The 12,451-nt window shown below is 73.8% G+C and carries 11 protein-coding genes; 3 read left to right on the top strand and 8 right to left on the bottom strand.

Annotated elements, in window-relative coordinates; all coding sequences use genetic code 11:
* Positions 1–62: 62 nt before the first annotated feature.
* Positions 63–1,247, top strand: a complete 1,185-nt coding sequence (locus ACSNN8_RS28625) for a molybdopterin molybdotransferase MoeA (protein ID WP_436652853.1) — start codon at positions 63–65, stop codon at positions 1,245–1,247.
* 6 nt (positions 1,248–1,253) lie between these two features.
* Here ACSNN8_RS28625 and ACSNN8_RS28620 read toward each other — a convergent pair whose 3' ends face one another.
* The 3 genes from ACSNN8_RS28620 to ACSNN8_RS28610 form a co-directional block, all read right to left on the bottom strand.
* Positions 1,254–2,882, bottom strand: coding sequence for a thiamine pyrophosphate-binding protein (locus ACSNN8_RS28620; RefSeq protein WP_436652852.1), 1,629 nt, complete (start codon positions 2,880–2,882; stop codon positions 1,254–1,256).
* A complete protein-coding gene (locus ACSNN8_RS28615; RefSeq protein WP_436652851.1) occupies positions 2,879–3,652 on the bottom strand; it encodes a cyclase family protein in 774 nt (257 codons plus the stop codon). Before ACSNN8_RS28615 ends, ACSNN8_RS28620 begins: the two co-directional genes overlap by 4 nt.
* 74 nt (positions 3,653–3,726) lie before the next feature.
* Positions 3,727–4,707 (bottom strand): hypothetical protein, encoded by a 981-nt coding sequence (locus ACSNN8_RS28610; protein ID WP_436652850.1) that lies wholly within the window; start codon positions 4,705–4,707, stop codon positions 3,727–3,729.
* 146 nt (positions 4,708–4,853) lie between these two features.
* Here ACSNN8_RS28610 and ACSNN8_RS28605 point away from each other — a divergent pair, with 146 nt between their 5' ends.
* Complete coding sequence (locus ACSNN8_RS28605; RefSeq protein ID WP_436652849.1) at positions 4,854–5,105, top strand: type B 50S ribosomal protein L31; 252 nt, start codon at positions 4,854–4,856, stop codon at positions 5,103–5,105.
* Between the two features lie 13 nt (positions 5,106–5,118).
* Here ACSNN8_RS28605 and ACSNN8_RS28600 read toward each other — a convergent pair whose 3' ends face one another.
* Together ACSNN8_RS28600 and ACSNN8_RS28595 are read right to left on the bottom strand one after the other, a co-directional pair.
* Positions 5,119–5,643 carry a GNAT family N-acetyltransferase gene (locus ACSNN8_RS28600; protein WP_436652847.1) on the bottom strand — a complete coding sequence of 175 codons (525 nt, stop codon included), beginning with the start codon at positions 5,641–5,643 and terminating at the stop codon, positions 5,119–5,121.
* On the bottom strand, positions 5,643–6,425 hold the full coding sequence (locus ACSNN8_RS28595; RefSeq protein ID WP_436652846.1) for an SDR family NAD(P)-dependent oxidoreductase: 783 nt from the start codon (positions 6,423–6,425) through the stop codon (positions 5,643–5,645). The genes ACSNN8_RS28600 and ACSNN8_RS28595 overlap by 1 nt, the downstream gene beginning before the upstream one ends.
* A gap of 115 nt (positions 6,426–6,540) precedes the next feature.
* On the opposite strand from ACSNN8_RS28595, the gene ACSNN8_RS28590 reads away from it, so the two are divergent.
* Positions 6,541–7,722 (top strand): MFS transporter, encoded by a 1,182-nt coding sequence (locus ACSNN8_RS28590; protein ID WP_436652844.1) that lies wholly within the window; start codon positions 6,541–6,543, stop codon positions 7,720–7,722.
* Here ACSNN8_RS28590 and ACSNN8_RS28585 read toward each other — a convergent pair.
* The 3 genes from ACSNN8_RS28585 to ACSNN8_RS28575 all read right to left on the bottom strand — a co-directional run bounded on the left by ACSNN8_RS28585 (position 7,708) and on the right by ACSNN8_RS28575 (position 12,414).
* Positions 7,708–8,640 carry an NADP-dependent oxidoreductase gene (locus tag ACSNN8_RS28585; protein ID WP_436652843.1) on the bottom strand — a complete coding sequence of 311 codons (933 nt, stop codon included), beginning with the start codon at positions 8,638–8,640 and terminating at the stop codon, positions 7,708–7,710. The two genes, ACSNN8_RS28590 and ACSNN8_RS28585, sit on opposite strands and share 15 nt — an antisense overlap.
* Positions 8,641–8,688: 48 nt before the next feature.
* On the bottom strand, positions 8,689–9,393 hold the full coding sequence (locus ACSNN8_RS28580) for a GTP pyrophosphokinase (RefSeq protein WP_436652841.1): 705 nt from the start codon (positions 9,391–9,393) through the stop codon (positions 8,689–8,691).
* 96 nt (positions 9,394–9,489) lie between these two features.
* Positions 9,490–12,414 (bottom strand): M36 family metallopeptidase, encoded by a 2,925-nt coding sequence (locus ACSNN8_RS28575; protein WP_436652840.1) that lies wholly within the window; start codon positions 12,412–12,414, stop codon positions 9,490–9,492.
* Positions 12,415–12,451 lie beyond the last annotated feature (37 nt).

Raw genomic sequence — 12,451 nt, 5'->3', positions numbered from 1 at the left:
TGGCCGCACTGCCGCCGCGGGCCCGGCACACCGCGGACACGTCGGGTGGGTGTACTGAGCCGGTGCAGACCACCGAGCGGCGCCGCTGCGCGACCGGCATGCCGTGGGCCGGCGCCTACGCGACCGCCCGCGACCTGGCCCGCGCGCTCCCGGCCGAGGCCGTCGCGCCCGAGGCGGCCCGTGGGCGGGTCCTCGCCGCCGCCGTGCACGCGGCTGCGCCCGTGCCGTCGTTCGACTTCGCGGCCATGGACGGGTACGCGGTGGCCGGCCCCGGCCCGTGGACCGTCACCGGGCTGATCCTCGCCGGTCGGCAACCGCACGCGTCCGCGGCGGGCCGGCTGCGGGCGGGCACGGCGGTCGAGATCGCCACAGGGGCGCCGGTGCCGGACGGCGCGGAGGCGGTGCTGCCCTACGAGGACAGCCGGCGCGAGGGCGCCACGCTGATCGGGGCGACCGGCGGCCGTACGCACATCCGCCGCGCCGGCGACGACCTGCGCACGGGGGACCTGGTCGTGGCGGCGGGGCGCACCGTGACCGCCACGGTGGTCGCGGCGGCCCGGCAGGCGGGGGCCGAGCGGCTCACCGTGCACCGGCGTCCGGCGGTGAGCCTGCTGGTCACCGGCGACGAGGTCGTGATGGCCGGGCCGGCCGCGCCCGGGCAGGTGCGCGACAGCTTCACCGGCATCGTCGACGCGATCGCGGGGCGGGCGGGGGGCGAGTTCCGCGGCAGCCGGCACGTCGCCGACGACCCGTCCGCGCTGCGGGCCGCCCTGAGCGGCGCGGACGGTGACGTCGTGGTGGTCACCGGCTCGTCGTCGGCGGGGGCCGCCGACCACCTCCACGAGCTGCTGGACTCCCACGGCGCCGCCTGGCACGTCCGCGGGGTGGCGTGCCGGCCCGGGCACCCGCAGGGTCTGGCCGCGCTGCCGGACGGGCGGATCGTCGTCAGCCTGCCGGGCAACCCGTACGCCGGGCTCGTCGCCGCCCTCACCCTGCTCGAGCCGCTGGTGGCTGCCCTCGCCGGACGGCGGCCGGCGCCGCTGCCCGCCGCCGTGGTCACCGGCACGGCGAAGCTGATGCCCGGCGGCGTGCGGATCGCGCCCGTCCGCCTCCACGGAGACGTCGCCGAGCTGCTGCCCGCGCCCGGCTCGGCGGCGCTGGCCGCCGCGGCCGGCGCGGACGCCCTGGCCGTGCTGCTGCCGGACTGGACGACCGGCGGCCGCGCGAGCCTCCTGGCGGTGCCCTGAGGCCCGTCAGTGGCCGCGGAAGGCCTCCTCGAGCCACCACGCCGGGCGGCCCGCGGCGACCTTCGCGTCGATGACCAGGGGGACGGTGCGCGGGCCGGCGAGCCACCGCTCGACCGGGGCGAGGTCGGACGGGTGCCGCACGGTGACGGCCTCGCAGCCGTATCCGCGGGCGATCGACGCCAGGTCGGTCCCGGGGAAGGTCACCGTCGACAGCGGATGGCCGTGCGGACCGAAATGGTGCACCTCGGCCCCGTACGCCTCGTCGTCGTAGACCGCGATCACCATGCCCAGGCCGAGGCGCCGGACCGTCTCCAGCTCGGCGATGCCCATCAGGAAGCCGCCGTCGCCGCACGCCGCCACCGGGACGCGTCCGGGCGCGGCGAGCGCGGCGCCCAGCGCGGACGCCAGCCCCAGGCCGACCGACTGGAACGCCTGGGTGAAGCAGAAGCCGCGGTGATCGGGCACGGACAGGAACATCGACGGATAGCCCATGAAGTTGCCCGAGTCGACGGCCACGACGCGGTCTCGGGGGAGCAGATCGTCGAGCGCGATGCTGAACGTGCGCGGGTCGACGTGGGTGGCGTCGCCGTCGTCGTCGTACGCCACGTCGCGCCAGCGCCCGGCCGAGGCGAGCCTCTCCCGTACGTCGGCGGTCCGGTAGCCGGCAGCCGGGCGCACCGCGGGCAGCACCGCCCGCGCGCTCGCCGCGACGTCCCCGGTGATGCCCAGGTCGACGCGGTGGTGCGCGCCCAGGGCGGCGGGGTCGAGGTCGACCTGCACGACCTTGGCCGTGGGCGCGATCAGCGCGCCGTGCCGGGTCGTCCACATGGTCAGCGACGCGCCCCACGCCACCACGACGTCGGCAGCCGTGATCAGCTCGGCGGCGAGCGGGGTCGCGAACCCGCCCGACACGTCCAGGCTCCACGGGCCCGCGAACAGGCCCTTGGCGACGGCCGAAGTCGCCAGCAGCGCCCCGCAGGCGGCGGCCAGCTCCTCGAGCTCGGCGCGCGCGTGCCGGGCGCCCCGCCCCGCGATGAACACCGGCCGGGCCGCGCCCGCGAGCACGGCGGCGAGGGCGTCCACCGCGTCCGCGGAGGCGGCCGGCGGCATCGCGCGGACGTCGGCGGGCGGGTCCGCGAGCTGCGCGGGAGCCGCCTGCACGTCCAACGGCAGGTTCAGCACGACCGTACGCCGCTCGTGCGCGGCCAGCCGCCACGCCCGCGTGACGTCGGCGACGACCGTGGCGGGCCCGTGCACCCGCTCGCTCGACGCCCCCACGGCCCGCGCCAGCGCGTCCTGGTCGACGCGGAAGTTCGACCGCAGCGCCGCGGCGGCCGGCTCGGCCGCGAGCACCAGCAGCGGCGTACGGCTCTTGGCCGCCTCGGCGATCCCGGTCATCGCGTTGGTCAGCCCGCAGCCCTGGTGCACGCTGACCACCCCGACCCGCCCGCTGACCCGGGCGTACGCGTCGGCCGCCGTGGCCGCGCCGCCCTCGTGCCGGGTGGCGACGAACGTGGCGCCGTGCGCGACCAGCGCGTTGGTGACGTGGAAGTTGCCGCTGCCGACCACCCCGAACACGTGCGAGGCGCCCAGCCGCGCCAGCGTGGCGCCGGCAACCTCGGCGACGGTGGTCACCGCTCGACCAGGGCCAGCACCCGTGCCGGGCTGCCCGAGCCGCCCACGATGGGCAGCGGCGCGGCGATCACGACCGCGCCGGTGGGCGGCAGCGCATCGAGGTTGCGCAGCTGGGTCAGCCCGTACTTGCCGGCGCCCAGCACGTAGGAGTGGCACGGGAAGGCGGGGTCGAACCCGAACGCCTGCCCCGCGTCCGTGCCCACCGTCTCGACGCCCACGCCGATGACCGGCGCTTCCTCGGCGAGCCACTTGGCGCACTCGACCGAGATGCCCGGGGTGTGCGGGCCGCTGTCGTCGGCGTTGAGGAAGTCGTCCTGGCTGCTGGAGCGGGCGTCCCAGCCCGTACGGACCAGGAGCCACCCGCCGGCCGGGAGCGGAGCGTGCGCCGACTCCCACTGCCGTACGTCCTCGACCTGCAGCAGGAAGTCCGGGTCCGCCGCGACCCGCTCCGACACGTCGATCACGGCGGCCGGCGCGATCAGCTTGCCCGGCGCGATCCGCGACACGTCCTCGCCGTCCCGGGCGGTCACCCAGTGCACGGGCGCGTCCAGGTGGGTGCCCGTGTGCTCGCCCGTGTGGATGTTGTTCCAGTACCAGGCCGGCCCGCGGTCGTCGTAGCGGCTGATCTCCTCGAGCCCGAACGGGATCGTGTCGGCGAACGGCGGCGGCAGCTTGAGGATCGGCGTCTCACTCGTCAGCGGCGCCGTCAGATCGACGACCTCCACCGAGCCGGCCCGGACAGCGTTCACGAGCTCCTGCAGTACGCCCACCGTTCCTCCACATGTGATCGCGGCCGCGTCGCCAGCAGCCTACGACCACCCCCGGCCGCGGTGGCAGAGGGAAATCACGGATCTGATCGGGGCAGGGGTGGCATCGCCGCACCTCGCTCCGTTCGCTCCTCGAGAAGCTTCAGGCGTTCCAGCTCCGCGCGCGCCGTCGCAGCCTCTGCCGCCGGAACGGCTCCGTCCGTGATCAGCTGATCGAGCCGAACGAGTCGATAGGTGGGGGTCCACTGGTTCGAACCCAAAAGGTCGTCGAGGAGGTCCTGCCGCAGGTCACGAGCGATCGCGGGGTCGATCTGCCGTTCCTGCCGGTGCAGTTCTCGCAGATCAGCGAGGGGTCGGCCGGAAGGCGTCACGCCGGTCGGAGCGGGCTGGACGGCGGGTGGCTTGTCGCTGCCGATCGGCAGAAGGTCCGTCGCGATGTTGATTGCACCGCCCCAGACCACCTGAGTGGCGATGTACGTGGCTGCTGTGACGGCGGCCGGCGCTTTTCGGAGGGCGAGACCACCGGCTGTGAGCACGTGCAGCAGGGCGCTCCTTGCCGTTCCGAGCGTCGCCCGCCGGGCCTCGAGCGGTGCAGGGTGGGACGGCAGATCGTCGTCTCGCACTCCGGTCATTCGCCGCAGCCGGGCGTGAAGGTAATGAAGCGCGACTTTGGCGGCAGCCGCCGTGTCGGCTGCTGTGATGTTGCCGGTCGTGGGCAGATCGTCGAGCGACCGCACGCCTATGTCCAGGATTTCCGCGGCCGGTGGCGGCGGGACGTGGCCGACCCGGATGAGGACGTCGGCCAGTTCGTCAGTGAGAGCAACCTTGGCCGCTGCTCGGTCGAACGTCGCCGGAGCCGGTTCGCTCAGGCGTTGCCAGAACGACTCCTGTCCCAGCAGGCTGTCCAAGGTGGCAATCGTCCGCGCCTGCGCCGCCTCCAGCGCGGAGAGTTCCAGCACTGGTCGGCCACGTGCCTCCAGTGCGACGTTGATCAGTCGTATCGACGCCTCGGCATCTCGCAGCACGGATTGCTCAGCCGCAGTGAGCTTCTCGACCATACGACGATCGGACTCCCGCTCGGCGTGCTGCTCCAGCGGTGATCCGTCGCTTCCGATGTCCGATGCCGGACCGGGGAATGCTGGCTCCGGGCGGAATTCGGAGGACCCTCCGGTGGTTCAGGACGACGGATCCTTTGGAGGACAGCATGAAGAACGGCATCCACCCCGACTACCGCACCGTCGTCTACCGTGACCGCAACGCGGACTACGCGTTCCTCACCCGGTCGACCGAGACCAGCGACAAGACGATCGAGTGGAGCGACGGCAAGTCGTACCCGGTGATCGACGTGCAGATCTCGGCGGCGAGCCACCCCTTCTGGACCGGCCGCACGCGGGTGCTCGACACCGCGGGCCGCATCGAGAAGTTCCGCGCCAAGTACGCGAAGTTCGCGAAGTAAAGCCGGGCCGTGGTCAGGGCGCGATCGGCCGGCGCAGGCGGGCCGACCGCACCCCCTCGGCGGCGCCCAGGCCGTCCCACGGCGTGACCGCCTCGACGAAGGTGAAGCCGCGCGCCCGATAGAACGGCTCGCCCTTCGGGTTGCCCTGATAGACCGACACCCACTGCTCGCGCGCGCCGCGTCCCACCAGCTGACCGGTGACGAAGTCGAGCAGCCGGCTGCCGAGGCCGCGCGCCTGCACGTCGGGGCGCACGTACAGCACGAACAGCTCGCCCACGCCGGGCGCGGTGAGCCCGCCGCCGGCCGCGCCGAGCACCTGGCCGTCGCGGACCGCCACCGCGTACCCGAGCCAGCCGTCCCCGTCGCCGATGCCGACCTCGCCCTCGATGCGCGCGGCGGTGTAGTAGGTGGCGATGGCCTCGTCGATGGCCTGCTGCGGGAGCAGACCGGCGTACGTGTCCCGCCAGCTCGCGGCGCACACCTCGGCGATCTGACCTGCCTCGTCCGGTCGGGCGAGCCGGACCTCGACGACCGCCATCAGGGGAGGATGGCGTCGACGTAGCCGCCGTCGACGCGGACGGCGCCTCCGGTGGTGGCGGAGGCGAGCGGCGAGGACAGATAGACCACCATGTTGGCGATCTCCTCGGGTTCGATCAGCCGCTGGAGCAGCGACTGCGGGCGGTGGCGGCGCATGAACTCGCGCTGCGCCTCGTCCCACGGCAGCTCGTCGCCGACCAGCGAGCGGACGAAGTCCTCGACGCCGCCGGTGTGGGTCGGGCCGGCGATGACGCTGTTCACGGTCACGCCCGAGCCGGCCGCCTCCTTGGCGAAGCCGCGGGCCACGCCGAGAAGCGCGGTCTTCGACACCCCGTAGTGGATCATCTCGGCGGGGATGACGACGGCCGAGTCGCTGGCGATGTAGAGCACCCGGCCCCACCCCCGCTCCCGCATGCCGGGCAGCAGCTCGCGGGTGAGCCGCACCGCCGCGAGCACGTTGACCTCGAAGTACCGCCGCCAGTCGTCGTCGGTGATCTCCAGGGCCGGCTGGGCGCCGAAGATGCCGAGGTTGTTGACCAGGATGTCGACGGGCCCGGCCGCCTCGAGCACCGCCGCGGCGCCCTCGGCCGTCGAGACGTCGCCCGGCGCGGCCACGAAGCCGTCGCCGCCCAGCTCCTCGAGCGCGCGCTCCACCGACTGCGCGGAGCGGCCGTTCACCGCCACCCGCGCGCCGGCCGCCGCGAGCCCGGCCGCGATGGCCCGGCCGATGCCCTGCGTGGAACCGGTGACCAGGGCCGTCCGGCCGGAGAGATCAAGACGCATGCGGACGATTCTCCGCCGCCCGCGCTCCGGCCGCATCCGCGATGAGAGCCCGGTCACGGTAGAGGTCAGACATCGCTCCGGGCTGTGTACGTTCGTACGCAACGTCAGGAGAGTCATGGACCAAGCGACCGCCCGCCGCCGATCGGCGCTGTACGCGCTGTTCTTCCTGCCCGGACTGGGGATCTCGTCGTGGGTGACCCGGACGCCGGACATCCGCGACGAGCTCGGGGCGTCGACCGCCGAGATGGGGCTGGTGCTGTTCGGCCTGTCCGCCGGGTCGATGCTCGGCATCCTGGGCTCCGGCCGGCTGGTGGCTCGGCTGGGCACCCGCCCGGTCGCCGCCGCCGGCATCCTCACCGCCGTCGCGAGCATCCCGGTCGTCGGGCTGGGCGCCGCGCTGCACTCCAGCGGCGTTGTCGCGGCCGGGCTGCTGCTGTTCGGCCTCGGCATGGGCGGCGGCGAGGTCGCGATGAACGTCGAGGGAGCCGACGTCGAACGGCTCGCCGGCCGGGCGGTGCTGCCGACGATGCACGGCTTCTTCAGCTTCGGCACGGTCGCCGGCGCGCTGGCCGGCATGGCGCTGACCGCCGTGGCGTTCCCGGTGGCCTGGCACCTCGTGCTGGTCGGCCTGCTCAGCGTGCCGGTCGCGCTGCACGCCCTGCGCTCGATCCCGGCCGGGGTAGGCCGCGCGGACGCCGGCGCGGGCCGGCGGGAGGCGGGCGCCCCGGCCTGGCGCGACCGGCGGCTGTGGCTGATCGGCGTGATCGTGCTGGCGATGGCCCTGGCCGAGGGCGCCGCGAACGACTGGCTGCCGTTGATCATGGTGGACGGCCACGGGCTCGACGCGGCGCTGGGCTCGGCCGTCTACGCGGCGTTCGCCGCAGCCATGACGATCGGCCGGTTCGGCGGCGGCTGGTTCCTGCGCCGGTACGGGCGCGCCACGGTGCTCGGCGCCAGCGCCGTGCTCGGCGGCCTCGGCCTGCTGCTGGTCATCGCCGTCGACAACCAGGTCGTGGCGGGCGCCGCCGTGCTGCTCTGGGGGATCGGGGCGTCGCTCGGCTTCCCGGTCGCGCTGTCCGCGGCCGGCGACTCCGGACCCGACCCGGCGGCCCGCGTCGCGCTCGTCGCCACCGCGGGGTACGTGGCGTTCCTGGTCGGCCCGCCCGCGCTGGGTTTCCTGGGCGAGCACTACGGCCTGCGCAACGCCATGGTCGTGGTGCTCGCCGTGCTGGTGGCCGCCGCGCTGGCCTCGCCCGCGCTCCGCAAGCGTCCCGCGCCGGAGTCAGTCCACGTTTAGGACGATCTTGCCCTGGACGTGGCCCTGCTCGATCAGCCGGTGCGCCTCGGCAGCCTCGGCGAGCGGCAGCTCGCGGGACACGTGGACCCGCAGCCGGCCGGTCGTGACGAGGGCGCCCAGCGACTCCAGCTCCATGCCGTCGGGGCGGACGAAGACGTACCGGCCGCCCTGCTCGCGCACGGCGGAGTCGACCACCGACGCGTGCCGCACCCGGTGGCGGATCAGCGCGGGCGTCTGCGTGAGCGCGTCGCCGCCGTGGAAGTCGACGGCCGCGTCCACCCGGCCGTCGCCGCCGGCCAGGTCGGCCAGCCGCTTGGGCAGGTCGTCGCCGTACTCGACGGGCTCGGCGCCGAGGCCGCGCAGGAAGTCGTGGTTGCCGGGCGAGGCGGTGCCGAACACCCGGGCGGCGCCCATCGCGCGGGCGATCTGCACGGCCAGGTGGCCGACGCCGCCCGCCGCCGCGTGCACGAGCACCACGTCGCCGGGCCCGACGTGCGCGGCGCCGAGCGCCTGCAGCGCGGTCAGGCCCGCCAGCGGCAGGCCGCCGGCCTCGGCGAACGACATCGCGGCGGGCTTGTGCGCCACCGCGCGCTCGGCGACGGACACCAGTTCGGCGTACGTGCCGTGCTGCACGCTGTCCTTGCGGGCGTACGCCATGACCTCGTCACCCACGCCGAACCGGGTGACCGCGGCGCCGACCTGGTCGACCACGCCCGCCACGTCCCAGCCGGGGATCAGCGGGAAGTGGTGCGGATAGGCGCCCTGCAGGTAGCCGGCCCGGATGACGTGGTCGACCGGGTTGACGCCCACGGCGCGCACCCGGATCCGCACCGTGTCGGGCCCGACCGGCGGGTCGGGAAGCTCCCGCAGCGTCATGACGTCCGCGTCGCCGTACTCGTCCAGCGCGATAGCCCTCATGCCTGGCATATTTCCCTATCCGCGCCGTTCATTCGGCCGAAACGGGATCTAACGCCGGGGACCGTGGATCTCGCGGTGCAGGCGTTCCATCCGGCGGTCGAGGCGGGCGGCGTCCTCGGCCGCGGCGGCGAGCTCCTCGCGCAGGGCGCCCGGCACCTGCGGGTCGTACTTGTAATGGATCTTGTGTTCGAGGCTGGCCCAGAAGTCCATCGCGGCCGTGCGCAGCTGGATCTCGACCGGCACCTGCACCACGCGCTCGGAGAGGAACACCGGGATCTCGACGATCAGGTGCAGGCTGCGGTAGCCGTTGGTCTTGGGCTGCGCGATGTAGTCCTTGGTCTGCAGCAGCGTGATGTCAGGCTGGCGGGTCAGCATGTCGGCGACGGTGTAGACGTCGGAGACGAAGCTGCACACGATGCGGATGCCGGCGATGTCGCGGATCTTCGTCCGCACCTCGTCCAGGTTCGTCGAGCAGCCGATCCGCTGGGCCTTGGCGGCGATGCTGGCGGGCGTCTTGAGCCGGGGGAGCACGTGCTCGATCGGGTTGCCGCGGCCCCGGTGCGCGAGCTCCTCGGCCAGGATGTTGATCTTGGTGCCGATCTCGGCGAGCCCGAACTTGTAGACGAGCATGAAGTGGGTGAGCTCGTCGCTCAGGGCGTGGAACGCCACCGGCCCGGAGTCGGCCCACCGCGCGATCTGCCGATCGCCGTCCTCGGTCGTCAAGGTGTCCGTCTCCGGTGTCGAGCTCCGCATGCGCCGCCCACCACCCTAAGCGCAGCGTGCCACCGTCGAGCGCGGACGACGGCGGCGGCCCGCCGGAAGGCAGGCCGCCGCCATTATCCCAAACCCCTACTTCGCGTACGCCTGGAACTCCGCGACCCGCACGTTGAGCGCCTGCGGACTGGCCGTGGCGCAGTCCGTGGCCGCCCGCGGGTCGTTGTCCTGCTCACCGCGGAAGTCGGGACCGCCGGTGCACTGGTTGGTCACGACCTCGAGCCGCAGGTGCGTGGCGGTCGTGTCGCGGATGTCGAAGGACTTGACGACCAGGTCCTTGACCCGCGGCCGCGGCGCGGTCGACGGGAACGCGTCCGGCCGGCTCGTGTAGACCGTCCGGAACTGCGCCGCGTCGGAGCACGTCACGGTCGCCGTCGCGGTGCACGCGAGCACCTTGAACTGCCGCAGCGCGGTGTACCGGTTCTGGGTGCCCGCGTCGGGGTCCCCGGTGACCGGCGGGCGCAGCTGCGCGCTGACCTGCACCCGGCGTACGGTCTGGGCCCCGCCGGCCAGGTCGACGGTGACCTGCTTGCCCGCCACCGGACTGGCCAGCGACGCCCAGTTGGTGGCCTCGTCGTCGTCGGTGATCCGCGGCAGGTTGATGCCGTCGCCGGTCGCGACCGCGCCCGCCGCGCCCGAGGCCAGGTTGTGCGGCATCCGGACGGTCAGGGTGCGGGGCAGTCCCGGCAGCAGCAGGGTGTCGCCGACCCGGGCGTGGCCGTGACCGGGCGCCTGGGCGATGAACCCGTACGAGCCCGCCACCATCCTGACCTGGTCGGTCAGCGGCGTGGCCGGGTCGGTGTCGGCCACCGGCACCGCGCGGGCCTGGTAGTCGCCGACGAACAGCTTCGCGCCGGTCACGGGCCTGCCCGCCTCGTCGACCGGGCGGAACCGGACGGTCGCCTCGGAGGCGTACGGGGAGGCGAAGCTCGGCGTCGGGTCCGCGTCGGCGGGCCCGTTGCTGACCGCGCTCTCACCCAGGCCGCGCTTGGCGAACGCGTTCCACAGCAGCGCCTGGTTGGCCCCGCCGAAGCGCACCAGGTCGGCGCCGAGCAGCGCGTCGCGGGCGTCCACCTGGCTGTTGTTGGGGTTGGCCAGCAGCAGGAACGAGTCGAACACCAGCTGGATCCAGCGCCGGTTGCCCGGGCACTTGGTGACCGGCGTCCGGCCGTTGGCGCACGACTTGTTCAGCGCGGGCGTGCCCGCGCCGTACTTGCGGATGAACGCCTGCCGGATGTCGAAGTTCGTCGCCGTCCACACCTCGCCGGACGCGTGCACCTGCAGGCCCACGAAGTCGTAGTCGAGGCTGGAGTAGTTGAGCGGGCTGTCGCTCATGTTGTAGTTGCGGATGCCGGCGATCGGGTCGCTGGTGACGTACTGCCCGATCGTGTACGCCTGCCGGCCGCGCGGCGCGTAGCCGTGCTCGTTCAGATATTCCATCGCGAGCTGGTCCGACCAGCTCTCGCTCATGCCCTGCGGCGAGCTCAGGCCCGCGTCCGGACCGGCGATCATGCGGTTGGTGATCGCGTGCGTGTACTCGTGGCCGATCACCGACATGTCGTAGTCGCCGTCGACGCACTCCGGGTAGAACGCGGCCGCGATCGGCTGCCACAGGTACATGTTGGTGATCGGCGCCTCGCCATCGGGCGGGGTGATCTGGTTGGCGTTGTTGCGGGCCTCGAAGTTCGGCGGGCCGCCGGTGATGCCGCCGGCCTGCGCGTTGCCCTGCTCGTAGTCGTCACCCAGGCCGCCCGGCCGCAGGTTGTCGTCCTGCATGTTCCAGGTCGCCTCGGTGAACCCCAGGTGGTACGACCAGTCGTGCATGCGGTTGTGCATCCCGAACAGGTTCGCGCGCGCCGCGTCGATGTCGTTCCTCTGCGGCGTGGTGAATACGTCCGGCGAGCAGCGCTCCCGGTGCCACTGGTTGGTCCACGGGTACCGGTAGTCGCGGTTCGGCCGCGGCGTCGCGGTCTCGGTGCCGACCGTGTACGGGTCGTTGGAGTTCCAGTTCTCCACGGCGATCGCGTTGTTGCCGCGCGTGGTGAACGTGGGCTCCCTGGTGGCCGGGTCGACGTCCCAGGGCAGCGGCGACGCGCTGCTCGCCACGGCCTCGTCGCAGCCGCGCTGCGGGGTCCAGCACCAGGTGCTGCGGGTGTCGGTGCTGGAGTAGTTCGTGGGCGGCGAGCTCGGGAACACGTCCCACGACGGGTTGTCGCTGTCGTGGTCGACGATGCTCTCGCGCACGAGCACGCTGCCGTCGCGGGCGTCGACGTACGTCGTGAACGCCACCGGGTCGGCGCCGGTCAGGTCGGCGCCGAAGGTGACCTGGTAGGCCGCGCGGGCGCCCCGGTCCGCGGTCGGCACCGCGACGAGCTTGTTCGCCAGCACGGTCGGGCTCGCGACGCCCGCCTCCTTGGCGGCGGCCGCCGCGGCCTGGTCGGCGATCAGCGTGGCCGGCTCGGGCGCGACGGCGTCGCGGGCGAGCGACGAGCTGACGTACCAGACCTTGCCGTCGCGCACGCCGACGCTGAGCAGGCCGTCGCGGCCGGCGACCAGCTCGCCGAACTTCTGCCGGAACACCACGACCGCGCCCTCGCCGATCGCCGAGGTGGTGAGCAGCTCCAGCGCCTCCGCTCCGCGGGAGGTCAGCCCCAGCACGTCGAGGTTCTTGCCGACGTACGCCCGGGCGGCCGCCACCGGGTCGCCGGGAAGGCCCGCCTCGAGGGGCGCGCCGGTCGCGGTCAGCGACGCGGGGGTGCCGAGGGCGTTCCATCGGGCCTGGGCGCCGGCCGCCGCCGCGCGCTGCCCGCTCGTCGGGGCGAGCCGGCCCCGCCGGTTGTCGACTACGTGGTCGTGATGGTCGTCGCCCTGCACCTTTTCGGCAGGGGCCTGGGCCGGGGCCGCGGGTGCCGCGTTGCCGCCGGATGAGGCGGTCAGCACGATCGCGGCGGCTAAGAACCCGGCAGCGGTTCCCGCCAACGCACGGGGTGGGGTGCGCACGGTACCTCCCTTGTGGAACGGCTGTTACCTAGGCCAT

The organism is Actinoplanes sp. URMC 104 (genome assembly GCF_051386375.1).
GTDB lineage: Bacteria > Actinomycetota > Actinomycetes > Mycobacteriales > Micromonosporaceae > Actinoplanes.
Note: the sequence above shows the minus strand (reverse complement) of the source record. Positions and strands in the feature narration are given on the sequence as shown.